The 26,000-nt window shown below is 72.7% G+C and carries 24 protein-coding genes and 1 tRNA gene; 20 read left to right on the forward strand and 5 right to left on the reverse strand.

The features are described 5' to 3' along the window. Positions 1-23: 23 nt before the first annotated feature. The 6 genes from HGK34_RS12480 (at position 24) to HGK34_RS12505 (ending at position 6,974) form a co-directional block, all read left to right on the forward strand. Positions 24-1,304 (forward strand): GlnX family signal transduction membrane protein, encoded by a 1,281-nt coding sequence (locus tag HGK34_RS12480; protein WP_201847740.1) that lies wholly within the window; start codon positions 24-26, stop codon positions 1,302-1,304. After that, positions 1,301-2,383 carry a glutamate ABC transporter substrate-binding protein gene (locus tag HGK34_RS12485; RefSeq protein WP_307815933.1) on the forward strand — a complete coding sequence of 361 codons (1,083 nt, stop codon included), beginning with the start codon at positions 1,301-1,303 and terminating at the stop codon, positions 2,381-2,383. Before HGK34_RS12480 ends, HGK34_RS12485 begins: the two co-directional genes overlap by 4 nt. Beyond that, positions 2,380-4,551: a serine/threonine-protein kinase gene (locus tag HGK34_RS12490; protein ID WP_201847742.1), complete on the forward strand. Its 2,172-nt coding sequence runs from the start codon at positions 2,380-2,382 to the stop codon at positions 4,549-4,551. The genes HGK34_RS12485 and HGK34_RS12490 overlap by 4 nt, the downstream gene beginning before the upstream one ends. Next, positions 4,548-5,645: a PP2C family protein-serine/threonine phosphatase gene (locus HGK34_RS12495; RefSeq protein WP_201847744.1), complete on the forward strand. Its 1,098-nt coding sequence runs from the start codon at positions 4,548-4,550 to the stop codon at positions 5,643-5,645. Before HGK34_RS12490 ends, HGK34_RS12495 begins: the two co-directional genes overlap by 4 nt. Before the next feature lie 548 nt (positions 5,646-6,193). Then, entirely contained in the window at positions 6,194-6,832 is a 639-nt protein-coding gene (gene orn / locus HGK34_RS12500) for an oligoribonuclease (RefSeq protein ID WP_307815934.1), read from the forward strand. Positions 6,833-6,898: 66 nt separating this feature from the next. Then, positions 6,899-6,974: transfer RNA gene (locus HGK34_RS12505), tRNA-His, on the forward strand. Positions 6,975-7,139: 165 nt separating this feature from the next. On the opposite strand, the gene HGK34_RS12510 is transcribed toward HGK34_RS12505, so the two are convergent. Then, positions 7,140-7,736, reverse strand: a complete 597-nt coding sequence (locus HGK34_RS12510) for a MarR family winged helix-turn-helix transcriptional regulator (protein ID WP_307815935.1) — start codon at positions 7,734-7,736, stop codon at positions 7,140-7,142. A gap of 78 nt (positions 7,737-7,814) precedes the next feature. Between HGK34_RS12510 and idi the strand changes: the two genes are divergently transcribed. The 8 genes from idi to HGK34_RS12550 are packed head-to-tail and all read left to right on the forward strand — an operon-like array spanning position 7,815 to position 14,805. Then, the gene (idi, locus tag HGK34_RS12515; RefSeq protein ID WP_201847746.1) at positions 7,815-8,378 is read left to right on the forward strand and encodes an isopentenyl-diphosphate Delta-isomerase; all 564 of its coding nucleotides are present in this window, start codon (positions 7,815-7,817) and stop codon (positions 8,376-8,378) included. After that, entirely contained in the window at positions 8,375-9,415 is a 1,041-nt protein-coding gene (locus tag HGK34_RS12520; protein WP_201847748.1) for a polyprenyl synthetase family protein, read from the forward strand. Before idi ends, HGK34_RS12520 begins: the two co-directional genes overlap by 4 nt. Beyond that, positions 9,412-10,302, forward strand: a complete 891-nt coding sequence (locus HGK34_RS12525; protein ID WP_201847750.1) for a phytoene/squalene synthase family protein — start codon at positions 9,412-9,414, stop codon at positions 10,300-10,302. The genes HGK34_RS12520 and HGK34_RS12525 overlap by 4 nt, the downstream gene beginning before the upstream one ends. A 47-nt stretch (positions 10,303-10,349) precedes the next feature. Beyond that, positions 10,350-11,924: a phytoene desaturase family protein gene (gene crtI, locus HGK34_RS12530; RefSeq protein ID WP_207193412.1), complete on the forward strand. Its 1,575-nt coding sequence runs from the start codon at positions 10,350-10,352 to the stop codon at positions 11,922-11,924. Further along, positions 11,924-12,265 (forward strand): lycopene cyclase domain-containing protein, encoded by a 342-nt coding sequence (locus HGK34_RS12535; protein WP_201847752.1) that lies wholly within the window; start codon positions 11,924-11,926, stop codon positions 12,263-12,265. The genes crtI and HGK34_RS12535 overlap by 1 nt, the downstream gene beginning before the upstream one ends. After that, positions 12,262-12,594 carry a lycopene cyclase domain-containing protein gene (locus tag HGK34_RS12540; RefSeq protein WP_201847754.1) on the forward strand — a complete coding sequence of 111 codons (333 nt, stop codon included), beginning with the start codon at positions 12,262-12,264 and terminating at the stop codon, positions 12,592-12,594. The genes HGK34_RS12535 and HGK34_RS12540 overlap by 4 nt, the downstream gene beginning before the upstream one ends. Next, positions 12,584-13,453, forward strand: coding sequence for a prenyltransferase (locus tag HGK34_RS12545; protein WP_201847756.1), 870 nt, complete (start codon positions 12,584-12,586; stop codon positions 13,451-13,453). Before HGK34_RS12540 ends, HGK34_RS12545 begins: the two co-directional genes overlap by 11 nt. Beyond that, a complete protein-coding gene (locus HGK34_RS12550; RefSeq protein ID WP_201847758.1) occupies positions 13,450-14,805 on the forward strand; it encodes a TIGR01777 family oxidoreductase in 1,356 nt (451 codons plus the stop codon). The genes HGK34_RS12545 and HGK34_RS12550 overlap by 4 nt, the downstream gene beginning before the upstream one ends. 67 nt (positions 14,806-14,872) lie before the next feature. Here the strand turns inward: HGK34_RS12550 and HGK34_RS12555 are convergent, their stop codons facing one another. After that, complete coding sequence (locus tag HGK34_RS12555; protein ID WP_201847760.1) at positions 14,873-15,733, reverse strand: SDR family oxidoreductase; 861 nt, start codon at positions 15,731-15,733, stop codon at positions 14,873-14,875. Between the two features lie 100 nt (positions 15,734-15,833). Here HGK34_RS12555 and HGK34_RS12560 point away from each other — a divergent pair, with 100 nt between their 5' ends. The 5 genes from HGK34_RS12560 (at position 15,834) to HGK34_RS12580 (ending at position 19,837) form a co-directional block, all read left to right on the forward strand. After that, positions 15,834-16,196, forward strand: coding sequence for a winged helix-turn-helix transcriptional regulator (locus HGK34_RS12560; RefSeq protein ID WP_201847762.1), 363 nt, complete (start codon positions 15,834-15,836; stop codon positions 16,194-16,196). Between the two features lie 125 nt (positions 16,197-16,321). Continuing rightward, the gene (locus HGK34_RS12565) at positions 16,322-16,981 is read left to right on the forward strand and encodes an ABC transporter permease (protein WP_201847764.1); all 660 of its coding nucleotides are present in this window, start codon (positions 16,322-16,324) and stop codon (positions 16,979-16,981) included. Continuing rightward, positions 16,978-17,655 carry an ABC transporter permease gene (locus HGK34_RS12570; protein ID WP_201847766.1) on the forward strand — a complete coding sequence of 226 codons (678 nt, stop codon included), beginning with the start codon at positions 16,978-16,980 and terminating at the stop codon, positions 17,653-17,655. Before HGK34_RS12565 ends, HGK34_RS12570 begins: the two co-directional genes overlap by 4 nt. A 147-nt stretch (positions 17,656-17,802) precedes the next feature. Beyond that, positions 17,803-18,711: an ATP-grasp domain-containing protein gene (locus tag HGK34_RS12575; RefSeq protein WP_201847768.1), complete on the forward strand. Its 909-nt coding sequence runs from the start codon at positions 17,803-17,805 to the stop codon at positions 18,709-18,711. Positions 18,712-18,811: 100 nt separating this feature from the next. Continuing rightward, positions 18,812-19,837: a glycine betaine ABC transporter substrate-binding protein gene (locus HGK34_RS12580; RefSeq protein ID WP_201847770.1), complete on the forward strand. Its 1,026-nt coding sequence runs from the start codon at positions 18,812-18,814 to the stop codon at positions 19,835-19,837. A gap of 52 nt (positions 19,838-19,889) precedes the next feature. On the opposite strand, the gene HGK34_RS12585 is transcribed toward HGK34_RS12580, so the two are convergent. Together HGK34_RS12585 and HGK34_RS12590 are read right to left on the reverse strand one after the other, a co-directional pair. Beyond that, entirely contained in the window at positions 19,890-20,693 is an 804-nt protein-coding gene (locus HGK34_RS12585; RefSeq protein ID WP_201847772.1) for an SDR family NAD(P)-dependent oxidoreductase, read from the reverse strand. A gap of 199 nt (positions 20,694-20,892) precedes the next feature. Beyond that, a complete protein-coding gene (locus HGK34_RS12590; RefSeq protein ID WP_201847774.1) occupies positions 20,893-23,310 on the reverse strand; it encodes a Tex family protein in 2,418 nt (805 codons plus the stop codon). A gap of 315 nt (positions 23,311-23,625) precedes the next feature. Between HGK34_RS12590 and HGK34_RS12595 the strand changes: the two genes are divergently transcribed. After that, positions 23,626-24,843, forward strand: coding sequence for a glycosyltransferase (locus HGK34_RS12595; protein ID WP_201847776.1), 1,218 nt, complete (start codon positions 23,626-23,628; stop codon positions 24,841-24,843). Positions 24,844-24,861: 18 nt separating this feature from the next. Here the strand turns inward: HGK34_RS12595 and HGK34_RS12600 are convergent, their stop codons facing one another. After that, on the reverse strand, positions 24,862-25,953 hold the full coding sequence (locus HGK34_RS12600) for a GNAT family N-acetyltransferase (protein ID WP_201847778.1): 1,092 nt from the start codon (positions 25,951-25,953) through the stop codon (positions 24,862-24,864). Positions 25,954-26,000 lie beyond the last annotated feature (47 nt).

Here is a 26,000-nt window from a genome sequence, read left to right on the forward strand (position 1 = left end):
CTCCGGAGGTACCGTCGATGACCGTGGCCGCACCGCATCGGCCCGGCTCGCGCACACCTCAGGACGGACTCGCCCGGCGCACCGCGAGCGCGGTGTCCGGCACCCCGGCTCGCCTCGGCCTCGCCCAGCTCGCCTCGGTGCTGGCGTGCGCCGCACTCGGGATCGCGGGGTTCCTGGCCGGGACCGGGCAGGCGGCAGACCTCGACACCGCCCATGCCGACGCCGTGGATCTCGTGGTGACCCACGAGCTGCGCAACGCCCTGGTCTCCGCGGACGCGTCCGCCACGAGCGCCTTCCTCGTCGGCGGGCTCGAACCCACGGCCACCCGGGAAAGCTACTCGGAGAACCTCGCCGCCGCCGCGCACGCCATCCCCCCGCTCGCGGCCCGCGCCCCCGAGCACGCCGAGGAGCTCGCGACCGTGTCCGAGGCCGTGCAGCGCTACGCCGGTCTCGTCGAGTCGGCGCGAGCCAACAACCGGCAGGGCTTCCCCGTCGGCATCGGCTACCTCGACCTCGCGTCGGCGACCCTGCGCGACGAGGTCCTTCCCGTGCTCGACGACGTCGCCGACCACGTCACCGTCCGGATGGGCGGTCACCTGTCGGCGGTGTCGTCCCGGCAGGCCCTGCTGCTGGTGGGTGCCGGAGCGCTCGTGGTGCTCGGGCTCGTGCAGTGGTGGCTGGCCCGCCGCACCCACCGCATGATCAGCCCGTGGATGGTGGTCGCCACCACAGTCGCCCTGGTCGGCGGCGTGGCAGCGAGCATCGGGGTGATCGGCGGCAACGTCGTGGCGCGCAACGTCGCCGCAGGCCCGTACGCGGCGACCGTCGCCAGTTCCGCGGCGCTCGCCGAGGCCACGGACGCCAAGTCGCAGGAGTCGCTGACCCTGATCAAGCGCGGGTCCGGAAGGGAGCACGAGGAACGCTTCGAGGAGTCGACGGCCCGCGCCGCCGCGCTGCTGTCCGCGTCCGACGACGCCGTGGGCACCGGACGGCCCACGGGGCAGCTGCTGCAGACCTGGCTGGACGCCCACGCCGAGATCCGTGCGCTGGACGACTCCGGACGCTGGGAGGATGCGGTCGCCGCCGCGGTCGCCACGGACGACGACTCGGCCACTGCGGCGTTCGAGACGTTCGCCGCGCAGGCGGGCCAGGACGTCACGACCACCGGGGAGCGTGCCGCGGTGGTGCTCACCAAGGCGTCCGCCGTGTCCCACGCCGCGGGGTGGGTCGCCCTGGTCGCCGGTCTGCTCGCCGCCTGCCTGACGACTGCCGGGATCTGGACACGGCAGAGGGAGTACCTGTGAGCGTCGCCGCAACCGGGGGTCCCGAGCGGCGGCGCCCCGGGTACCGTCGCCTCGCCGCCGCCGCGCTCTGCGCGGCCGTCGCCGTCGTGCTGGCCGCCTGCGCGATGCCCGGCGCGGAGAGCACCGGACCGGAGAGCGCCGCCCCGGTCGGCGGTGCGGACCGGGGCGGCGCCGACCGGGACGCGGGCCGCCTGACGGGCCAGGGACCGTCGTCGGCCCTGGACCAGCTGCCGGGCGACCTCCTGGACCAGCCACGGGAGTGCGCCGACGGCGTCCCGGCGACCGCCTCCTACGCACCCCGCGACGCCTCGGAGGACCTGGTGCCGGAGGGGTCCACCATGGCGCGGATCCGCGAACGCGGCACCCTGCGTGTCGGGGTCTCGGCGGACACCTTGCGCATGAGCGCCCGCGACCCGTTCACGGGCCACGTCGAGGGCTTCGACATCGACGTGGCGCGCGCGATCGCGAAGGCGCTGCTGGGTGACCCGAGCCGCCTGACGCTCCGGGTCATCACGTCCTCACAGCGGGAGCGGGTGTTGCTGGACCACGAGGTCGACGTCGTCGTGCGCACCTACACGATCACCTGTGAGCGCTGGGATCACGTCGCCTTCTCAGCCGAGTACTACCACGCGGGGCAGAAGCTCCTGGTGCCGCTGTCGTCCGGCGTGCGTGGCGTCGAGGACCTCGCCGGGCAGCGGGTGTGCGCCCCCGAGGACACGACGTCGCTGGCCCTGCTGCGGACCTGGCCGGACGTCGAGGCGGTGCCCGCGGCGACGCACACCCAGTGCCTGGCCATGTTCCAGCGGGGCATGGTGGACGCGCTCACGGGCGACGACACGGTCCTGGCGGGCTTCGCCGCCCAGGACCCCTACGCCAAGGTGGTGGGCGATGCGGTCAGCGACGAACCGTACGGGGTCGGCATCCCGGCCGATCAGGTGGACATGGTGCGCTTCGTGAACGCGGTCCTGGAGCAGCGCGCCGCCGGCGGCGCCTGGCGTGCCAGCTACGATCGCTGGCTGTCGGACGCGCTCGGAGAGGTGTCCGGGCCGCCCGAGCCGGTCTACGGGCGCACGCCATGATCCCCGTCGACGACCAGGGCGGACTGTCCCTTCCCAGCCTGCCGACCCGGCCCGTCCCGGCGCGGTTCCCCGCGCCACCGCCCGGCGGCGGCGCGGTCGCCGGTGCCGCCCCGGCCAGCTCGTCACGGCTGGGCGCGACCGCGCTCGGGTCGGCCATCGCGACCGCGTCGCGCGACGCCCAGCCGCACAGCGCCTCCTCGCAGTGGTTGCGCGAGAAGCGTCTCGGTGCCGGCGTGACGGTCGTGCCCACGCCCGAGGTCCAGGACCCGCTCGACGCGGTCATGGAGCACCCCGAGCTCGCCGAGGAGAAGCGGTACTGCTCCGCGTGCGGCGAGCCCGTGGGCCGGGCGCGTGAGGGCGTTCCGGGACGCACCAGGGGCTTCTGCGCCGCGTGCGGCACCCGGTTCGACTTCGCGCCGTCTCTCTCGCCCGGGGAGCTCGTCGGTGGTCAGTACGAGGTGGTCGGCTGCATCGCGCACGGCGGCCTCGGATGGATCTACCTGGCCCGTGACCGGAACGTCGCGGGCCGCTGGGTGGTGCTCAAGGGTCTGCTGAACGCCGACAGCACCGAGGCGTACGACGTCGCGGTCGCCGAGCGTGAGTTCCTCGCCGAGGTGGAGCATCCGCTGATCGTGGACATCTACAACTTCGCGCGGCACGACGGCGCGGGGTACACGGTGATGGAGTACGTGGGCGGGCGCTCGCTCAAGGAGCTGCGGCGGGAACGACGCACGCCGTTCCCCCCGGACCACGCCGTCGCCTACATGCTGGAGATCATGCCGGCGTTCACCTACGTGCACGAGCGGGGCCTGCTCTACTGCGACTTCAAGCCGGACAACGTGATCGTGCAGGGCGATACCGTCAAGCTGATCGATCTCGGCGGCGTGCGGCGCATGTCGGACATGACCAGCCTGATCTACGGGACGCGCGGCTTCCAGGCCGCCGAGGTGTCGCAGAGCGGCCCGTCCGTCGCCTCGGACATCTACACGATCGGTCGTACTCTCGCCACACTCGTCCTGGACCTCGCCGGGACCAGCGTCCACGAGCACTCGCTGCCACCGGTGGACGAGACCCCGCTGTTCGCCCGGTACGACTCACTGCATCGCTGGCTGGTCAAGGCGTGCCACCCGTCGCGGGACGACCGCTTCCTGACCGTGGACGAGGCTCGCGGGCAGCTCCTCGGGGTGCTGCGCGAGGTGGTCGCCCGGGACCGGACGGGAAGCGGTGGCGCGACGACGTCGGCCGCGTCCGCGCTGTTCGGGGTTCCTCCTGCCGACGGCTCGGGCGGCCCCCTGCACTGGGACGAGATGCCCGCGCTCGCCCCCGACCCCGGCGACCCGATGACCTCGTGGCTCGCGGGCGTGAACATCACGGACCCGGCCGCGCGCATGGACCAGCTCACCCTGGCGCCTCGACGGACCGTCGAGGTGCTGCTCGCGGAGGCACGTGCCGCGCTGGAGACCGGGGACCTGACACGCGTGCGGGACACCGTGGCCCGGATCCTCTCCCTGGACCCGTGGGAGTGGCGCGCCGCCTGGATGGAGGGGCTGGCGCGCCTCGCGGCGGGCGACGCGGCCCTGGCCGCCGCCTCGTTCAACGCCGTGTACGGGCAGGTACCGGGAGAGCTGGCGCCGAAGCTGGCCCTGGCCTGTGCGTGCGAGCAGTCGGGTGAGCTCGGGGTGGCGCACGAGATGTACGCGGTCTGCGCCCGCACCGACGCCAACTACACGGGGGCGGCCGCGTTCGGCCTCGCCCGGGTGCGCCTCGCGAGGGGCGACCTCGACGGCGCGCTCGACGCGCTCGACTTCGTGGTGCCCACCCGCGGCTCGTACGGCGACGCCCGCCTCGCGCGTGCGCGCCTGCTGATCGACTCGGGACGGGGCCTGCCGTCCCTCGCGCAGGCGGCCGAGGTGATCGACGACGCGCCCGTGCCCGCCCGGATGCGCGCCCAGGTGGTGGTCGAGGCGTTGCAGCGCGCGCTCGACCATGTGCTGCGGGACGGACCCAGCCAGGGCATCCGGGTTGCAGGCGCGGAAGCGACCGAGCCCAGCTTGCGCGACGCCCTCGAGGCGGGTCTGCGCCGGCTCGCCCAGCTCACCGAGAACCGCCGGGCTCGTGTCACGCTCGTCGATCGGGCCAACTCCGTGCGACGCTGGACTCTGCGATGAGCACTCCTGACGAGAACACCAAGTCACGCTGCCCGCGCTGCGGCGAGCTGTCGGCGCCCGGGGCCCGGTTCTGCGAGCAGTGCGGCTTCGAGCTGCGCGGACGGCCCACGGCCGAGGAGATCCTCGGCGCACCGCCCACGGAGCCGATCCCGGTCGTCACCGTGGAGGACCCGGACCCCGACTCCTCCGTGACGCCTCCCCCGGCACCGCTGTCCGAGCGCGACCACTTCACCGAGAAACCCTCGAGCTGGGTCGCCGGGGTCTGCGACCGAGGCGTGCGCCACGCACGCAACGAGGACGCGATGGCCCTGGCCGCCACGGGCACGGGTTCGGCCGGCGGCACGGCGGTGCTCGTCGTGTGCGACGGCGTGTCGAGCGCGCCGAACTCCGACGTGGCCTCTCTGGCCGCGGCCCGGGTGGCCCGGGATGCCCTGGTCACGTTCGATCCGGCCGGTTCCCTGCCCGTGCGCGGGGAGGTCGAGCGCCGCGTGGCCGATTGGACGCAGGCGATGGTGGCCGCCTCCCGCCAGGCCGGGGACGCCGTGGTGCGCACGGGCGACGAGATCGCCCGAGAGGCGACAGCCTCGGGGCAGCGCGGCGGCATCGAGGTCGACCCGCCGGCCTGCACGTTCGCCGCCGCGGTGGTCGACGCCGGTGTGGTCGTGGCCGGCTGGCTCGGCGACTCGAGGGTGTACTGGCTGCCGGACGACGGCACCGCGCAGCAGCTGTCGGTCGACGACTCATGGGCACAAGAGATGATGGCCGCGGGGTTCACCCGTGAGGAAGCCGAGCACTCCCCCCAGGCGCATGCCATCACGCGCTGGCTCGGACGCAGCGCGCCGGATCACGACGCGCACTGCGCCGCGATGCTCCCGGAGGTGCCCGGCTGGGTCCTGGTGTGCTCGGACGGCCTGTGGAACTACTGCTCCGAGGCCGAGCACGTCGCCGACCTCGTGCACCGGCTGTCGGGCGTGACCACCGACCCGTCCGAGACCGCGGCCGCCCTCGTGCTCTGGGCAAACGCGGCGGGTGGCCGCGACAACATCACTGTCGCGCTCGCCCGGGTGGAGCCGGAACCGGAGACTGCGGCCTGACCCACGGCCCCGCCGCTTTCGCTACGGGCAGCACAGGTCTGCCACCAGGAAAAAGCCGTGCGTCACGGCGCCGGAACTGAGAGTGTCTGGAACACACCGCGGTGGCGTCCGCCCGGTCCCGACGACCGGGCGGTGGAGAGGTCCGGCCAGACCTCATGCCGGGCCCGTCCCGGCACTCCGGCGTCACGAAGGGCACTTACGTGCACACGATTGACTACACCCTCATCCGAGCTCTCCATCAGGAGCAGCTCAACCACGCCGAGGACGTCCGGCGCGATCGCCGCCAGCGCGGAGAACGCGTGCGGCGGAAGGACCGGAAGACACTCCGGTCGCGTCGTCACACCTCGGCCCGTTGACCCCGCCGAACCGCGAGCCCGCGACGCTCGCGATCACCACAAGACAGCGACACGCCGGCAGATCTGGAACCCGCCGGCGTGTCGCTGTTTCTCGTGCCCCCGGACCAGCGCCCGCACGCGGTCCCCGGCTCCGCACCCACGGCGCGGGCACGTGGGGAGCCACGCCCGGGCGCACGTCGTAGGCTGGGCGCCGTGAGCACCAGCCCCGCCGACCGCATCGTCTGGATCGACTGCGAAATGACCGGACTCGACGTCCGCACCGACGCGCTCGTGGAGGTCGCCGCCGTCGTCACCGACTCCGAACTGACACCCCTGGGCGACGGGATCGACGTCCTCATCAAGCCCCCCGCCGAGGCGCTCGCCCGGATGGGCGACTTCGTGCGTGACATGCACACGAAGTCCGGCCTGCTCGACGAGCTGTCCGGCGGGCTCTCCCTCGCCGAGGCCGAGTCCCGGGTGCTGGAGTACATCCGCGAATGGGTTCCCTCCAAGGGCAAGGCGCCGCTCGCCGGCAACTCCGTGGGCACCGACAAGGCGTTCCTCGAGACCTCGATGCCCGAGCTCGCCGGTCACCTGCACTACCGGATCATCGACGTCTCCTCCGTCAAGGAGCTCGCTCGGCGCTGGTACCCGCGCGTCTACTTCGCCAGCCCCGACAAGGACGGCGGACACCGCGCGCTCGCGGACATCCTGGAGTCGATCGACGAGCTCCGCTACTACCGCGAGACGCTCTTCCCCGCGCAGCCCGGCCCGGACACCGAGACCTCCCGGGCGGCGGCGGTCAAGGTGAAGGAGACGTCGGTCACGACGAAGCTGCCGAACACGAATTGAGTTCGGGGTCGGGGCCCGACCTCATGTATGCTTTTCGTCGGCCGCCGGTACTGATCGGCGGGCATGGTGGGTATAGCTCAGCTGGTAGAGCATCGCGTTGTGGTCGCGAGGGTCGCGGGTTCAAGTCCCGTTACTCACCCCAGACAAAGCGGCAGGCCCGCCCTGGTCTCCAGGGCGGGCCTGCCGCTTTTTCGTGCCGTCGGCCCGTCGCCCGCGACCGAGCCGACGCGGGGTTAGCGGGTTAGCGGCAAGAACGTGTGGATGGCTCTGGCGTGTCGTGACGCGCCGCGCGCCGGAGCCGGGCGCGTCACTCGCCGCCGGACTCCGTCTCCACGTGCTCCGTCTCCACGTGCTCCGCCTCCGCATGCTCCGTCGCCGCGAGGTCCTCCAGGAAGCCCGCGACGATCGCCCGTTCCCGCGAGCTCAGCCGCGCGGCGACGTCGAACCGCCGGGCGTGGGTCCGGCCGACGGTCTCCCGCGCCGAGCGCCTCGTCTCCTCGGTCACCTCGAGAGCCAGGCTGCGCCGGTCGGTCGGGTGCGGGAGCCTGCGCACGTGGCCGCCCGCGGCCAGCCGGTCGAGCATCTTCGTGGTCGAGGCCGAGGAGATCCCCAGATGGGCGGCGACCGCACCCGGGGTGGCGATCACCCGGTTGTTCCGCATGGCGATGATGAAGCGCAGTGCTCGCATGTCGGTCTCGCCGAGCTTCATGTAGCGGCTCGACGCCTCACTCATCCGCCGTTCGGTCTCCCGCCAGCGGCGCAGGCCCTCCAGAACGCGCACCACCTCGTCGACGTCGCTGTCGTCGAGGCCGGCACGCCGCACGATCTCCTGCTCGGGATCCATCACGCGCGGGTCGACCATCGACGGCTCACCGGTGTCTCGCGTCGCGGGTTCCTGATTCACATCCAGATTCTACTCGCCCGGATGATTGCTTCCTGTGGTTAAATGTAGCCAGGCTAGATACTCCCGGAACGGAGAACGATGACGACGGAACTGGTGGTCCTGCTGGACCAGGACGGGGACCCGATCGGGACGGAGTCCAAGCAGTCCGTGCACACCACGCGCACCCCGCTGCACCTGGCGTTCTCCTGCCACGTCCGCGACGCTGCCGGCCGGGTGCTGGTCACTCGCAGGTCGCTGCGCAAGCGCACGTGGCCCGGCGTCTGGACCAACTCCTTCTGCGGGCACCCGCAGCCGGACGAACCGATGACGGCGGCCGTGGAGCGACGCGCGCGTGACGAGCTGGGCCTCGCCGTCCGCGAGGTGCGGCTCGTGCTTCCGCACTTCCGGTACCGGGCCGTGGACGCGTCGGGGATCGTCGAGAACGAGCTGTGCCCCGTCCACGTGGCGATCACCGACGACGAGCCGCGACCGAACCCGGACGAGGTGGCGGAGTTCCGCTGGTCCACCCCGGACGAGCTCGGTACCGCGCTACGTGCCGCGCCCTGGGCGTTCTCGCCCTGGTTCGTGAAGCAGGCCCGCGAGATGAGCCTCTACGCCGGACCGGACACCGGCGACCCGCCCGCCGGGGAGCAGGATCGATGACCGAGATCCTCACCCGGGACGCGGTCGACGTCGTCCTGCGGGAGTTCTTCCGGGACCGGATCGGCCGGGCAGATCCCCTCGCCGAGCACTACGCGCTCCTGTGGCGACGGCTGGAACGGTCGAGCACGGGCGGGAAGCGGCTGCGGCCACGGCTCCTGCTCGATGCCCACCGAGCGTTCGGCGACCCGCACCCCGACGACGCCGCCGTCGCGGCCGCGGCCTTCGAACTGCTCCACACCGCACTGCTGCTGCACGACGACGTGATCGACAGGGATGTCAGCAGGCGCGGGCGGCCCAATCTGCCGGCCGAGTTCGCCGCGGACGCGACCGGTGCGGGACGCTCGCCCGGGGCTGCGGCCTCGTGGGGCGACGCGTCCGGGATCCTCGGCGGCGACCTCCTGCTCAGCGCCACGTACAGCCTCGTCGCCCGGGTCCGCCCGGCGGTCCGGGCCGACCTGGCCGAGCTCGTCGACGAGCACCTGTTCCGGGCAGCGGCGGGCGAGCACGACGACGTCGCCTTCGGCCTCGGCATCACGTCGGCCACGTCCGAGAACGTGATGCGGATGATGGCGCACAAGACGGCGGGCTACTCGTTCACCGCCCCGCTGCAGGCGGGGGCGATGCTCGCCGGGGCCGGCGAGCGGGCGGCGGCGGAACTGGAGCGGGTGGGGACCGCCCTGGGGGTGCTGTACCAGGTGCGCGACGACCTGCTGGGCGTGTTCGGCGACGTGCGCACAGGCAAGAGCACCTCCGGCGACCTGCGTCAGGGCAAGCGGACGCTGCTCGTCGCCTTCGCCGAGGGGCATCCGCGATGGCTGGCGGTGCGCCACCTGTGGGGTGACCCGCAGCTCGACGCGGCAGGGGCGCGCGCCCTCCGGGAGGCACTGGTCGCCAGCGGCGCGCGTGACGCGATGACCGGGCTCCTCGACGCCCAGCGGCAGCAGGCGGTGGAGACGATCGGCGGCTCCACGCTGCCCGCCGCCCTCCGGCACGAGCTCACCGGGCTCGCCGGCACCCTCGCGGAGCGTGCCTCATGAGCCCCTCGTCCTCGCTGGCGCTGTACTCCGAGACCGCCCACACGGCCGCAGCCCACGTGATCTCGGCCTACTCCACGTCGTTCGGCCTGGCCGCACGCCTGCTCCCGTCCGGGGTCCGCGCCATGATCCAGGACATCTACGCACTGGTACGGGTCGCCGACGAGATCGTCGACGGCCCGGCACACGAGGCCGGGCTCGCACCCGCCACGTGCCGCGCCACGCTCGACGCCCTGGAGGCGCAGACCCTCGCCGCCGTGGGCAGCGGGTTCAGCGCGAACATCGTGGTCCACGCCTTCGCGAGGACTGCCCGGACGGTCGGTATCGACGAGAGCCTCGTGGCGCCGTTCTTCGCCTCCATGCGCCGGGACCTCGATCCGGTGACGGCGCTCAGCGAGGAGGAGTACCGCACGTACGTGCACGGTTCCGCCGAGGTGGTCGGCCTGATGTGCCTGCGCGCGTTCCTGTACGAGGACCCCGCACCGGCCGGCGTCCGCCGCCGCCTGGAGGACGGGGCACGCCGCCTGGGGGCCGCCTTCCAGAAGGTCAACTTCCTGCGTGACCTGGGCGACGACGAGCGCCGGCTGGGCCGGGCGTACTTCCCCGGCACCGGACCGAAGCCCCTCGACGACGACGCCAGGACCCGCATCGTCGGCGAGATCGACGCCGACCTCGCCGCGGCCCGGGCCGTGATCCCCCTGCTGCCCGCCGGACCACGTCGCGCCACGGCCGTGGCCGCGGCACTGTTCGGCGAGCTCAACGACCGGCTGCGGGACGCGTCCGTCGAAGAGCTGCGAACGCGGCGCGTCTCCGTACCCACGGCCGTGAAGATCCGCGTCGTCGCGACGGCGCTCTCGACGGCGCGTTCCGGCAGGCGGTGGGCACCGTGAACGACGACGGCGTGCGCGGACGACACGTGGTCGTGATCGGGGGTGGCATGTCCGGCCTGGCGACGGCGGCCCTGCTGGCCCACGAGGGAGCCGTGGTGACGCTGTTCGAGGCGCACGACGAGTTCGGCGGACGAGCGGGACGCCGCCAACGGGACGGGTTCAGGTTCGACACCGGCCCCTCCTGGTACCTCATGCCGGAGGTGTTCGAGCACTTCTTCCGCCTGCTCGGCACGACCGCACGGGACGAGCTGGACCTCGTCCGTCTCGATCCGTCGTACCGGGTCTACTTCGAGGGCCGCGCCGAGCCCTTCGACCTGCCCGCCGACGGCGCGCGGGAGGCGCTGCTCGCCCTCGACCCGCCGTCGGCCTCCCGGCTGGGCGCCTACCTCGACTCGGCCGCGTCGGCCTACCGCATGGCGACCGAACACTTCCTCTACACGACGTTCGCCTCGCTCCGGCCCCTGCTGAACCGGACGGTGCTGCGCAGCCTCCCCCGCCTGCTGCGACTGCTCACCGAACCGCTGGACCGCTTCGCCGCCCGGCACACGGACGACGATCGCGTGCGCCGCATCCTCGGATACCCGGCGGTGTTCCTCGGCACGTCACCGCGGGCGGCGCCCAGCATGTACCACCTGATGAGCCATCTGGACGTGACACAGGGGGTGCTCTACCCCCGTGGTGGCTTCGGCACCGTCGTCGACGCGACGGCGCGGCTCGCGAACCGGGCCGGCGCGCGGCTGCACACCGGACACCGCGTGGAGCGGATCGTCGTGGAGCACGGAGCCGTCACCGGCGTCGAGGTGTCCGGTGCGGGACGCACCCGGCACGTACCGGCCGACGTCGTGGTCTCCACCGCGGACCTGCACGTCACCGAGCAGCGGCTGCTGGGGGCCGAGCACCGGACCCGGTCCGAACGCTGGTGGCGGCGCCGGGACCCGGGGCCCGGCGCGGTCCTGGCCCTCCTCGGCGTCCGCGGCGAGCTCCCGGGCCTGGCGCACCACTCGCTGCTGTTCGCAGACGACTGGGACGGCGGCTTCCGGGCGATCTTCGGCCCACGGCCCGGCGTGCCGAGGCCCGCCTCGCTCTACGTCTGCCGTCCCAGCGCCACCGACGACGTGGCCCCGCCCGGTCACGAGAACCTGTTCGTCCTCGTCCCCGTACCGGCCGACACCACGATCGGTGCGGGCGGGGCCGACGGCGACGGCGATCCCGGGGTGGAACACGTCGTGGACGACGCGGTCGCACAGATCGGCCGCTGGACGGGTGCACCCGACCTGCCGGACCGGGTCGTGGTCCGGCACACCATCGGGCCCGCCGACTTCGCGCGAGACTTCGGCGCCTTCCGCGGCGGAGCGCTCGGACCCGCGCACACGCTGCGCCAGAGCGCGTTCCTGCGCGGCTCGAACGCCTCGGACCGCGTCTCCGGCCTGCTGTACGCGGGTGCGACGACCATCCCCGGCATCGGCCTGCCCATGTGTCTCATCAGCGCGGAACTGGTGGTCAAACGACTACGCGGAGACGTGAGCACCGGCCCCCTGCCGGAGCCGGGGACCGAGCCGGGCCCCTCGAGGAGCCACGCGGCCAGGACACCGGCAGAACCCACCGCGGGGACGGAGACCTGATGGGGGCCGTCTACCTGGCCGTCCTGCTGGTCAGCGGCGGCTTCGTGCTGCTCGTCGATGCGCGGTACCGGCTGTTCTGCTGGGCCGCACCCGCCCGCGCGACCGCCGTCCTGCTGCTCGGCACCGCGTTCTTCCTGTCCTGGGACCTGGCCGGCATCGCTTTCGGCGTGTTCCTCCACGGTGGCGCCCCGTACCTGACCGGGGTCATGCTGGGTCCGGAGCTGCCCCTGGAGGAACTCGTGTTCCTGCTCTTCCTGTGCGAGCTCACGATGGTGCTCGTCCTGGGGGCGAGCCGGCTGCCGCGCCGGGCCCGAGAGCGACAGGAGGAACTCCGGGGATGACACACCTCCTGCTCGCCGCCGCCTTCCTCGCGGTCGCCACGGCTCTGGCGGCGATCATCCGCCGGACCGTGGCCCGCCCGGGGCCCTGGCGGCCGATGGTGCTCGCCGCGGCGGCCCTGCTGGCGCTGACCGCGGTGTTCGACAACGTGATGATCGCGGCCGGCCTGTTCGCCTACTCGGACGCGCACATCTCGGGGCTGCGGATCGGGCTGGCGCCCGTGGAGGACTTCGCGTACCCGGTCGCCGCCGTCGTCCTCCTGCCCGCGCTCTGGTCGCTCCTGGGAGGCGGGGACGACCGGTTCGGTCCCAGGGGCTCTCGTGATCGCTGACCTGCTGCGCGTCTCGCGCCCCTTGAGCTGGATCAACACCGCCTACCCGTTCATGGCCGCGTACCTGCTCGCCGCGCGCACGGTCGACGTCCCGATGGTGGTGGGGACGCTGTTCTTCCTGGTGCCGTACAACCTCGCGCTCTACGGCGTGAACGACGTGTTCGACTACGCGTCGGATCTCGGCAACCCGCGCAAGGGCGGTGTCGAGGGCGCTCTGCTGCCACGGCGCCGGCACCGGCTCGTCCTCGTCGCCTCGCTGGTCGCCTGTCTCCCGTTCCTGGCGGCGCTCGTGGCGCTCGGACCGCCCGCCTCGTGGGTGGTGCTGGCCGTGAGCCTGTTCGCGCTGGTCGCGTACTCCGCGCCGCCGTTGCGGTGGAAGGAGGTCCCGTTCGCGGACTCCCTGACGTCGAGCGTGCACTTCGTCAGCCCGGCGGTGTACGGGCTGGCGCTGGCACAGGCGGCCCCGGACCGCGGCACCTTCGCGGCGCTCGGCGCGTTCCTGCTGTGGGGCATGGCGAGCCACGCCTTCGGCGCCGTCCAGGACATCGTCCCCGACCGTGCGGGAGGCATCTCCTCGGTCGCGACGACGCTCGGAGCCGCCCGCACGGTGCGGTTCGCCCTGGTGGCGTGGACGGCTGCCGGCCTCCTGGCCCTGACCACGACGTGGCCCGGTCCGCTGACCGCCCTCCTCGCGCTGCCGTACCTCCTCACCGCGCTTCCGTACGCCCGGCTGGAGGATGCCGACTCGGCGCGGGCGAACCGCGGCTGGCGTCACTTCCTGTGGCTCAACTACGCCTGCGGCACCGTGCTGACGCTGATCCTCATCTGGTACGTCCTGCGGAACGGGGGAATGTCATGACCGGGGTGAGAACCCTGACCTGGTCCGGAACCGTCGACCGGCCACGCTCCGAGGTGTTCGCGTGGCACGAGCGCCCCGGCGCGATCGTTCGCCTCATACCGCCGTGGGCACCACTGCGTGTCGTGCGAGAGGCCCGGTCGCTGGCGGACGGCGAGGCAGTGCTCGGCCTGCCGCTCGGCCTACGGTGGGTAGCCCGGCATTCCGGCTACCGTCCGCCGGAACGGTTCGTCGACGAGCTGGTCTCGGCGCCGCTGCGCTGGGTCGTGCCCTGGCGGCACATCCACGAGTTCGCCGAGGAGGGCGACCGCACCCGCGTCACGGACACGGTGCGCACCACCGTGCCACGGGCCGCGCTCCGGAGCACCTTCGCCTACCGGCACCGCCAGCTCGGGATGGACCTGGAGGCACAGGCCGCGGCCCGGCGGCACGGCGACCGGCCGCTCGTCGTCGCCATGACCGGCAGTCACGGCCTGATCGGCAGCGCCCTCGCCCCTTTCCTCACCACCGCCGGGCACCAGGTCATCCGCCTGGTGCGCGGGACGCCGCGCGGACCGGGCGAGCGGCACTGGGACCCGCACGCCCCCGCGACGGACCTGCTGCGCGGCGTGGACGCGGTGGTCCATCTGGCCGGTGCGTCGATCGCGGGCAGGTTCACCCCGGCGCACCGCGAGGCGGTGCGGGGTTCCCGGATCGGCCCCACCCGTGCGCTCGCCGAACTCGCCGGCCGCCACGTGGACGGACCCTCCGTCTTCGTGAGCGCCTCGGCCATCGGGTACTACGGACCGGACCGTGGCGACGAGGTCCTCGACGAGTCGAGCGCCCGGGGCGACGGCTTCCTCGCCGACGTCGTCTCGGACTGGGAGGATGCCACCGCACCGGCCGCCGAGTCCGGTCTGCGGGTGGTCACCGTCCGCACGGGCATCGTGCAGTCCCCCCGCGGGGGCACGCTCCGCCTGCTCCGTCCGCTGTTCACCGCCGGCCTGGGCGGCAGGATCGGCGACGGCACGGCGTGGCAGTCGTGGATCGGCATCGACGACCTGGTGGACGTCTATCACCGGGCCCTCTACGACACCGGCCTGACCGGGCCGGTGAACGCCGTCGCGCCCGAACCGCAGCGCAACGGCGACTATGCCGCGACCCTGGCGGTGGTACTGCGGCGGCCGGCCGTCCTGCCGGTCCCTGCCCTGGGGCCACGCCTGCTGCTGGGTGGGCAGGGCGCGAGCGAGCTCGCGGAGGCCAGCCAGCGGGTGTCCCCCGCGGCCCTGGTGGCGCGGGGCCACCGGTTCCGGCATCCGGCGCTGGAGCCGGCTCTCCGGCATCTGCTCGGCCGCGACCGCCCGGGCGAGGACTGACCCGGGCGGCCGCGCGCCGCGCCGCTCGACGGTCGCGGCCGGGCCTGCCCGGCGGCGACCGGACCGCCTAGCCCAGCTGCGCCCGGACGGTGTCCCGCACCGAGACCGGGTCGCGCCCGAGCAGGCTCCGCAGGCCGTCGCTGTCCGTGACCAGTTCGCCTGCGGCGATGGACCCGTCGAGGGCGACGAGGAAGCCCGCCGTGCCCTCGTCGAGCCCGGCTCCGAGCAGGGCTTCCCGGTATGCCTCGGGGGCCAGGTCCTCGTACGTGACGTCGGTGCCCGTGGCCTCGGTGATCGCGGCGGCGAGGTCGGACATCGTGAAGCCGGGGCCACCGAGCTCGTGCACCCGGTTGCCGTCGGTGTCGTCGAGCAGCGCGGCGGCCGCGGCGGCCGCGTAGTCGTCGCGCGACGCGCCCGAGATGGTGGCTCCGCCCGTGGCTCCGAGGATCTTGCCGGTGGCCAGGTACTGCTCCGCCTGGTCCGTGTAGACCTGGATGTACCAGCTGTTGCGCAGGATCGTGTACGGGACGCCGGACGCCCGCAGGACCTTCTCGGTCTCCACGTGCTCGGGAGCGATCGGGTTACCGGTCTCGCCCGCCTTCAGGATGCTCGTGTACAGAACGCGGCCGACGCCGTTCTTCGCGGCAGCCTGGATCACGGCCGTGTGCTGTGGGACGCGCTGACCGATCTCGGAGCCCGAGACCAGCAGCACGCGGTCGACATCCGTCAGCGCGGCGGTCAGGGTGTCCGGCCGGTCGTAGTCGCCCTCGCGTACCTGCACGCCGCGTGCGGCGAGGTCCTGCACCTTGTCCGGCGTGCGCACCACGGCGACCACCTGGCTCGCGTCGACCCCGCGATCGAGCAGCTCCGCCACCACCCGGCGCCCGAGCTGTCCCGACGCTCCCGTGACCGCGTAGACGTGTGACATATCCGATTCCCCTTCGGTTGTACTTACCTTTCGAAAGTACCCTACAACAAGGTTGCACTGTAAGCTGGTCCCCGGCAGGAGATCTACCGGGGAGGCAGGAATGGCGCAGCAGGCGGCCGACGCCGCGGAACCCAGCAGCGCGTTCGTGGCGGACGTGTTCGCGCGGGACTGCGACTCGCGCGCGGTGTTCGACGACGTCACCTCCAAATGGGCCTCTCTCGCCCTGCTCGCCCTGCTCGACGGCCGGACCCGCTTCAACGCCCTGCGGCGGCGCGTCGACGGCGTGAGCGAGAAGATGCTGTCGCAGAACCTGCGCACCCTGGAGAGCGACGGCCTCATCATCCGCGACGTGATCGACGTCATCCCCGCGCGCGTGGAGTACGAGCTCACACCGCTCGGGCGCGACGTCGCCCGGCATCTGCGCGCACTCGCCGACGTCCTGGAGAGCGCGGTTGCCCGCTGAGACACCCTGCGGCAAGCCGGGCACCCGCGTCGCCACGGGGACGGTGAGGAAGACCACCACGCCCCGGTGCTCCGCCTGCGCGCGCGAGGCCGTCGACGTCAGCCACTCGCGGTAGCGTCCTCGCCATGGCCGCCAACCCCTGGTTCTCCTGGACCTACGTGGTCGAGAACGCGGACACCCTCTGGGCGTACACCGTCCAGCACGCCCTGCTCACCGTCCAGGCGGTCGCGATCGCCGCCGTGATCGCCGTGCCGCTGGGCATCCTGGTCTCCCGGATCCGCTGGATGTCCGGGGCCGTGATCGGCACCGCGGCCGTGCTCTACACGGTGCCCAGCCTCGCGCTGTTCGCGATCCTGGCGCCGTTCCTGGGGATAGGCCGCACGCCGGTCCTCATCGGCCTCGTGGTCTACGCGCTGCTCGTAATCCTGCGCAACACGGTGGCGGGGATCGACGGCGTCGACCCCGCGGTGCTCGATGCCGCGCGCGGGCTCGGCTACGGGAGGCTGCGCGTGCTCCTCCGCGTGTCGCTGCCGAACGCCCTGCCGTCGGTCATCGCCGGCCTGCGCCTGGCCACCGTCTCGACCGTCGCCCTCGTCACGGTCGGCGTCGTCGTGGGCTACGGCGGGCTCGGACAGCTGATGTTCCGCGGCTTCCGCAACAACTTCTACCGGGCGGAGATCCTGTCGGCGACGCTGGCCTGCGTCCTCCTCGCGGTCGTGCTCGACGTCGCGATCTGGGCCGGGGGGCGCGCCCTCACGCCCTGGCGTGAACGGGGGCGCCCGTGAACGTCCTGGACGAGGCCCTGCTGTGGCTCAACGACCCCCTGACCTGGACCCGGCGCGGCGGGATCATCGATCTGGGCGCGGAGCACCTGGCCATGACCGCCATCGCGGTCGCGCTCGCCGCGGTGTTCGCGATCCCGCTCGGGGCCTGGCTCGGGCACACGGGCCGCGGGGCCGGCGCCATGGTCACGCTCGGCAACGCCACACGCGCCATGCCGACCCTCGGCATCATCCTGCTGCTCGCCGCGGGCGGTCTCTTCGGTGACACGGCCACTGTCGTGGCAGCGGCCATCTTCGCGGTACCGGTGCTCCTGGCGAACTCGTACGAGGGCGTGCGCGGGGCCGACCCCGCCGCCCGCGACGCGGGCCGGGGCATGGGAATGACCGGCACCCGCGTCCTCCTCCAGGTCGAGCTTCCGCTCGCCACCGGCCTCATCGCCGCCGGGCTGCGCACGACCATCGTGCAGGTCGTCGCGACGATCCCGCTCGCGGCACTCGCCGGTGGCGGCGGGCTCGGGCAGATCATCGCGTTCGGGATGGGCACGCAACGCTACGGCCAGGTGCTCGCGGGCGGAATGCTCGTGGCCGCACTGGCACTGGTGCTCGACGGCGTCCTCGCGGTGGCGCAACGGTTCGTGACCCCCGAACCCCTGCGCGTGGACACCAGGCGGCGGTGACGGCCGGCGCTCACCGTCCCGCGGGAGGCGGGCCGCACCCGCCGGCACGGACGGCGCGGACCCCGCCGGGCCCCGCGCGAGGACCCCGCGCGTCTGGTACGTGAGCCCTGTAAGACGCCCGTCACACGACGCCGCTACCCTCGCAATGTGACTGAGAACCGCCGCGTGGCACTAGCCACCTGCTCCGTCCTGCCCGAGCTCGACAAGGGCGACCAGCCGCTGGTCGCCGCCCTCGCGGAGCGCGGCGTGAACGCCGAGCCCGCCGTCTGGGACGACGCCGACGTGGACTGGTCGGCGTACGACCTCGTCGTGGTCCGCTCCACGTGGGACTACTCGGCCCGGAGGGACGAGTTCGTCAGGTGGGCCAAGACGGTCCCGAAACTGCTCAACTGCGCGGACGTGCTGGAGTGGAACACGGACAAGCGCTACCTGCGAACGCTCGAGGCGTCGGGCATCCCGGTGATCCCGACCATCTGGCTCGACCCGGAGAAGCATCTGTCCAAGCGTGCCGTGCACACGCGCATGCCCGCGTTCGGCGACTTCGTGGTCAAGCCCGTGGTCAGCATCGGCGCCCACGACACCGGGCGCTACCAGCCGGTCTCCGCCGAGTCGCGTGCCCTGGCGATCGAGCACGCCAAGAGCCTCCTCGACGGCGGCCGCTGGGTGATGATCCAGCCCTATGTCACCTCGGTGGACACGGCCGGCGAGGCCTGCCTGGTGTTCCTCGACGGTGAGCTGACCCACTCCGTGCGCCGCAACGCCCTGCTGAACGGCCCGGTCCGGCCGACGCAGGGGTTGTACGCGATGGAGGAGATGCGCCCCTTCTCGCCGTCCGACGAGCAGATCAAGGTGGCTCGCAGGGCGCTCGACGTGGCCCAGGCGGAGCTCGGCGCGCGTGAAGCGCTGCTGTACGCGCGCGTGGACCTCGTCACCGGCGACGACGGCACGCCGATGGTCATGGAGCTGGAGCTCACCGAGCCGTCGCTGTGGATGCAGCTGGCCGGCGACGTCGACGCGTTCGGCCTGATGGCCGACGCGATCGTCGGACGGATCTGAGCCGGGCGGCCGCGAGCCCTCTTGCCAGCGCGCTCCGGTCACGATCGAATAGGACAGTTCGACCCCGTAGAACACGTGTACACAGCAGACCGGAGTCACGATGCGCCTCGCACGCACCCCTTTGTCCACCCCCCTGCGCCTTCTCGGCGCGGCGACCGCCGTCGTCAGCCTCACCGTCCTCACGGCGTGCGGCGAGCCCGGCTCCGCCGGGGGTGATACGGCCACCGACGGCACCGACGTCGCCGCCACCTGCGAACCGGTCGCGGGCGACGAGATCGTGGTGCTCGGCGACGACCAGCACCTCCAGACCGTCGACAACATCATCCCGGCGGTCAACGCCGACACGGCCGAGCAGCACCCCGAGCTGGTCGGCCTCCTCGACCAGGTGTCCGCCGCGCTCGACACGGACACGCTCATCGGGCTGAACCGGGCGGTCGACATCGACCGCAAGACGTCCCAGGAGGTCGCCGCGGACTTCGTGGCCTCCGCGGGCATCGAGGTCGAGAAGGCCGACGACGCCGGCCCCATCACCGTGGGCGCCGCGGACTTCGCCGAGAGCGCGACGCTCGGCAACATCTACGCCGAGGTGCTCGACGCCGCCGGCTACGACGCGGAGGTGACGACGATCGGCAACCGCGAGGCGTACCTGCCCGCGCTCGAGAAGGGCGAGCAGGTCCAGGTGGTGCCCGAGTACGTGGGAACGCTGACGGAGTTCATCAACCTCGACGTCAACGGGCCCGACGCCACCCCGGTCGCCAGCAGTGACCTCGACGCGACCGTGGAGGGCCTGCGGGGGCTCGGAGACCAGGTGGGCCTCGCGGTGGGTGAGCCGTCGGCCGCGCAGGACCAGAACGCGTTCGCGGTGACCACGGCGTTCGCGCAGGAGCACGGCGTGGAGACCCTGTCCGACCTCGCCCAGGCCTGCGACGGCCTGATCCTCGGCGCTGGACCGGAGTGCACGGAGCGCCCGTTCTGCCAGCCGGGGCTGGAGGAGACGTACGGGATGACCTTCAGCGAGTTCCGCTCGCTCGACGCCGGCGGGCCGCTCACCAAGGAGGCCCTGAAGCAGGGTGAGATCACCCTCGGACTGGTCTTCAGCTCGGACGGTTCGCTCGCCACCCAGTGACTCCTGCCGTGCCCGGTGGGTGGGGCACCACCCGCCGGGCAGGACGGCACCGTCACTTCACCAGGTTCTTCATCCGGTCGGCGATGATGTCGATGGCTCGGGTGGGCATGAGCCGCCCGAGCCTGTCGAGCATGCGGGCGTCGCCTCCGATGATGACGCGCCGCCGCCCGGTCCAGACCGCCGAGACGACCTGGCGCGCGGCCTCCTGCGGTGTGGTGAGCTTCGCCATGGCCTTCTCCTGATCACCGGACACGGGTGGCGCCTTGACGCCGGAGTGTGCGGTGATGTCCGTGGCGACGCCCCCGGGGAACACCACCGAGACCTGTACGGACGTTCCCTTGAGCTCGGCGATGAGACCTTCCGTGAAGAGTTTGACCGCGGCCTTGCTCGCGCCGTAGGCGCTCTGTCCGGGTACGGGCACGAGGCCGCCCATGCTGGACACGTTGACCAGCGCCGCCTGGGGCCGGTCCAGCAGCGCGGGCAGGAACGCCTTGGTCGTGTTCACCGTGCCCCAGAAGTTGACGTTCATGACCCGCTCGACGACCTCGAAGGGCAGGTCCACGACGGGCTTGAACTCGTGGATGATCCCGGCGACGTTGACGAGCCCGTCGGCCGGGCCGTGCGACGAGGCGACGATGTTGGGCAGCGCGAGCACCGCGGACCGGTCCACGATGTCGACCGCATGGGTGGTGAGCCGGTCCCCGGCACCGGCCAGTTTCGCGGTCTCCGCGAGCGCCGGCTCACTCAGGTCGATGGCGGCCACCCTGGCAGTGCCGCGCAGGAGGGAGAGCACCACCTCGCGCCCGATACCGTTGCCGCCGCCCGTGACCACGAAGGTCCTGTCCTTGATCTGCATGGAGGCTCCCGATCATCGCGGCTGCTGCGACAATCGTAGGCACCGCGCCCGAAACCGGCACGGCCACCGGTACGACGGGCCACGGGGACGGGCCTCAGGAACGGGCCTCAGGAACGGACCTCGGGAACGGGCGCGCGAGGCGCGCCGCGGGATCTCCGCCGGCTCCGCGCGGAGCCGGCGGAGATCCCGCACCACCCGATCAGGCCAGCCCGGCCCTGCGCAGCGCGTCCGCCATGGCGGTGTTCGCCGGGGGCTGTCCCTTGCCGCCCTGGCCTCCCCGGCCCTTGCCTCCGCGACCTTCGCGTCCGCCGTTGCCCCGGCCGCGACCACCACCGTTCCTGCCGTCTCCACCGTTCCTGCCGTCGCCACCGTTCCGGCCACCGGAGCCGCGTCCGCCGTCGGCTCCGTCGCCGCCGCGCGCGCCTCGGCCTCCGGTGCCGCCCCCGGCTCCGATCTCGTCGTCCAGGCGCAGTGTGAGCGCGATCCGCTTGCGCGCCACGTCCACGTCGAGCACCTTCACCTTCACGACCTCGCCCGACTTCACGACGTCGCGGGGGTCCTCGACGAACCGCTTGGACATCGCCGACACGTGCACGAGCCCGTCCTGGTGCACGCCCACGTCCACGAACGCACCGAAGGCGGCGACGTTCGTCACCTGGCCCTCCAGGATCATCCCCGGGACGAGGTCCGACACCGTCTCCACACCGTCGGTGAAGGCCGCCGTGGTGAACTCCGGCCGGGGATCCCGGCCGGGCTTGACCAGTTCGGCGAAGATGTCGGTCACGGTGGGCAGGCCGAACTGGTCGTCCACGAAGTCCGTGGGCTTCACTCCCTTGAGCGCGCCCTGGTTCCCGACGATCCCGGTCACCTCCGAGCCGGCCGACGCGACGATCTTCCGCGCCAGCGGGTACGCCTCCGGGTGCACCGAGGAGGCGTCCAGCGGCTCGTCGCCGCCACGGATCCGGAGGAAGCCCGCGCACTGCTCGAAGGCCTTGGGCCCGAGGCGCGCCACGTCCTTCAGACCGGACCGGGAGGCGAACCGCCCGTTCGCGTCCCGGTGCGACACGATGCTCTCGGCCAGCGTCCTGGTGATCCCGGAGACGCGCGACAGCAAGGGCGCGGACGCCGTGTTCAGGTCCACACCCACACCGTTCACACAGTCCTCCACGACGGCGTCGAGCGATCGCGACAGCTTGGTCTCGGTGACGTCGTGCTGATACTGGCCCACACCGATCGACTTCGGGTCGATCTTCACGAGCTCCGCGAGAGGATCCTGCAGCCGCCGCGCGATGGACACGGCTCCGCGCAGTGACACGTCCAGATCGGGGAGCTCCGCCGACGCGAACGCCGACGCCGAGTACACCGACGCACCCGCCTCGCTCACCATGACCTTCGTCAGGCCCGGCAGGTTCTTCGCGAGCTCGGCGGCGAGCTTGTCCGTCTCGCGCGAGGCGGTGCCGTTCCCGATCGCGACCAGCTCCACCTGGTGCTTGGCGACGAGCGCGCCGAGCGTGGCGAGCGACTCGTCCCAGCGGTTCCGCGGTGCGTGCGGGTAGATCGTCGCGGTGTCGACCACCTTGCCCGTCGCGTCGACGACGGCGACCTTGGTGCCCGTGCGCAGCCCCGGGTCCAGCCCCATCGTGGCCCGCGACCCGGCGGGCGCCGCGAGGAGCAGGTCGCGCAGGTTCATGGCGAAGACGCGCACCGCCTCGTCCTCCGCCTCGGTCCGCAGCCGCAGCCGGGCGTCGATCCCCAGGTGGACGAGGATCTTGGTGCGCCACGCCCAGCGCACGGTGTCCCCGAGCCACTTGTCACCCGGCCGGCCCTGCTGCGCGATGCCGAACCTGCCGGCGATCTCCGCCTCGTACGACGTCGGCACCCCGGGCTCGGCGTCCGGCTCCGGGTCGATCACCAGGTCCAGGACCTCCTCCTTCTCGCCGCGGTACATCGCGAGGATGCGGTGCGACGGAAGGCTCGTGAGGTCCTCGGAGTAGTCGAAGTAGTCGGCGAACTTGGCACCCTTGTCGGCGGCCCCGTCACGCACCTTGGAGACCATGCGCCCGCGCGCCCAGAGGCGTTCGCGCAGCGTGCCGATGAGGTCGGCGTCCTCCCCCATGCGCTCGACCAGGATCGCGCGGGCGCCGTCGAGGGCGGCCTTGACGTCGGCCACGCCCTTGTCGGCGTCGACATAGGCCGCTGCCGTCTGCTCCGGGTCGAGGGAGGGGTCGCCGAACAGCGCGTCGGCGAGGGGCTCCAGCCCGGCCTCGCGCGCGATCTGCGCCTTGGTGCGCCGCTTGGGCTTGTAGGGCAGGTAGATGTCCTCCAGCCGGGACTTCGTGTCCGCGGTGAGGATCTGCGCACGCAGCTCGTCGGTCAGCTTGCCCTGCTCGTCGATCGACTGGAGGATCGCCGCCCGGCGCTCCTCCAGCTCGCGCAGGTAGCGCAGCCGCTCCTCCAGCGTGCGCAGCTGTGCGTCGTCGAGGGTGCCCGTCACCTCCTTGCGGTACCGGGCGATGAACGGGACCGTCGCCCCGTCGTCGAGCAGGCCGACCGCGGCGGTGACCTGGTTCTCCCGGACACCCAGCTCCTCGGCGATGCGCGCGTTGATGCTCAGCACTGTCCCCTACCTCGTCGTATCCACCGGCTCTGCTTCCGCAGGCCGCAACAGATCATGCCAGGAGACACCGACATGCGTCGCGTCGGCCCGGGCCCCGGCAGAAGATCAGGCAGAGGGACCGGGCGGAGGCGAGGAGAGTCAGGAGACACAGGAAAGCGGGGAGCCACCTGATCTCCCCGCCACTCTCAACATATAGCGCCAAAGGGGTCTTGCCGCAAGGCCCCCCTCCTCCCGCAGAATCACCGGACCGGTCGCACGGCCGGGAGTCACCGGACCGGCCGGCGCGGCCGGCCGAAAAACGGGGGGATGAACACGATGCGGGTACTGCTGACGACCTACGGGTCGCGCGGGGACGTCGAGCCGATGGTGGGGCTCGCGCAGGCACTGCGAGAGCTGGGCGCCGAGGTGCGGGTCTGCGTACCCCCGGACTTCACCGGGCTGCTCGACGACGCGGGCGTCGCGTCGGTGCCCGTCGGCTGGCCGATCCGCGCACTGGCCAAGGGACTGCTGGCCGGCAAGGCACCGACGACCCTGCCCGAGATCACGGCCGAGCTGGCAGGCATGGCCTACGAGGCGGTCACCGCGGACGGCCCCTGCGACGCGGTCGTGTGCGCCGGGGTGATCGGGATGCAGGCCGGGGTGCAGGCGGCGGCCGAACGGCTCGGCATTCCCTACCTGGGCGCCACGTTCTCCACGAGCTTCGTTCCCTCGCCCCACCACCCGCCCGCCCCCTGGCCGGGCCAGGACCCGCCCGAGGAAGGGACGGACAACCAGGAGCTGTGGGACCGCAACTCCGAGCATCTGCAGGGGCTCTTCGGCGCATCGGTCAACGCGCTGCGCGAGTCGGTCGGCCTGACACCCACGAGCAGCGTCCGGGATCTCATCCTCGGGGACCGCACGCTGCTGGCCTCCGACCCGGTACTCGGGCCGTGGCAGCCCACCGCGGGCCACCACGTGACGCAGACGGGCGCCTGGACCCGCACGGACGAGCGCCCTCTGCCCGGCGACCTGGAAGCCTTCCTGCGGGAGGGGGGCACCCCGGTCTACGTGGGGTTCGGCAGCATGCCGCTGCGCGACGCGGAGCAGACCGCCCGGGCGTGCTTCGAGGCGGTCCGGGCACGAGGTCTCCGGCTCGTGGTCGGCAGAGGCTGGGCCGAGCTGGCAGGCGAGGGCGAGGACTGCCACGTCGTCGACGAGGTGAACCAGCAGGCGTTGTTCCCCCGCGTCGCCGCCGTCGTCCATCACGGGGGTGCGGGCACGACCATGACGGCCGCACGGGCCGGAGCACCCCAGGTCGTCGTGCCGCAGGTGGCGGACCAGCCGTACTGGGGCGGCCGTGTGGCCGCCCTGGGCATCGGCGCGGCCCACGACGGCCCCGTCCCGACCACCGAGTCCCTGTCGTCCGCGCTCGGAACCGCGTTGTCCCCCGGGACCCGGACCCGGGCCGCCGACGTGGCACGCCGGGTCCACACCGACGGCGCGGCGGTCGCGGCCCGGCTCGTGACCGAGCGGGTCCAGGCGGCGGGGCGTTGACGTCGGGAGGCTGGGCGGTCAGATCGAGCGCTGCATCTGCGCGCAGCCTCCCGCCGGGCGGAAACCCATCGCCACGTTGATGGCCAGCATGTGCGGGTTCTCCTCGTTGTTCCAGGTCCACACGCGCTTGGCGTTCGGCTTCGCCTCGAGCAGGGCCTGAGCGTTGACCGCCTTGACGAGCATGCCGAGCCGGTGGCCGCGGTGGGCCCGAAGCACCACCGTCGCGTCCTGCTCGGCGTACTCGTGCTTCTCGTCCTTCGGGTGGATCAGCATCGTCATGCCCGCGAGCTCACCGGTCGCGACGTGTTCCGCGGCCGTGGCGACGTACCCGTTGCCCCGGGCGGCGTGCTGCGCGTCGGCGATCCGGACCCGCTCGGCGTCCCACGGGTCGGCTTCGATGTCCTGGTCCCCGCGGGGCTCGTCGGCGCCGAGAGCCGTCTCCAGGGCGGCGTAGGCGTCGATCCACTCCTCCGGGACGTGGTCGTGCCAGGTGTGCAGGCGGTAGGCGTCACCCGCGGCCACCCTGCTCTCCGCCTCGAACGCCTCGACGACACCCGGCGCGAGCGGCAGCTCCAGGAGCGACTTGCGCTCCACGATGGCGCACTCGAAGCCGAGCGACCGCGCCAGCCGGACCCCGGGCAGGCCCGCGGCGATGCGCCCCTTGCCCGACGACGCCGTCACCCACTCGGTCTCGTCCGGGTCCTCCTCGCCGAAGTCCACGCTGAACAGCATCGTGCTGCGGCCCGCGGCTCGTGCGCGATCGATGCTCGCCTCGGCGAGCGCCCGTCCCACGCCGTTCCCGCGGGCATCCGGTGCCACCTCCAGCTCGGGAACGACGACCAGGTGGGTGTTGGCCCGTGTCGGCATGACGAGGATCGCGTGCCCGAGGACCGCCGGAGCCCCGCCGTCGTCCTCCACGGCGACCAGGCGGATCTTGTCCGCGTACTGCTGGTTGGACATGGTGACGTGGACGTCGTCGGCGCTCAGCGCCGTGTCGGCCACGCCCCAGGTCTCCAGGGACACGGCCTGCGCGATCCGCGCGATGCCGTGGTAGGCCCAGGCGTCGGCATGGTCCGGCGACGGTGGGTGTGGAGCCTCGATGATGCGCATGCGGACAGTCTCGTGAGGCGTCGTGCTCCGGGCCAGGCATTTACGCC

The sequence above is a fragment of the Myceligenerans indicum genome, assembly GCF_016742955.1.
Classification (GTDB): Bacteria; Actinomycetota; Actinomycetes; order Actinomycetales; family Cellulomonadaceae; genus Myceligenerans; species Myceligenerans indicum.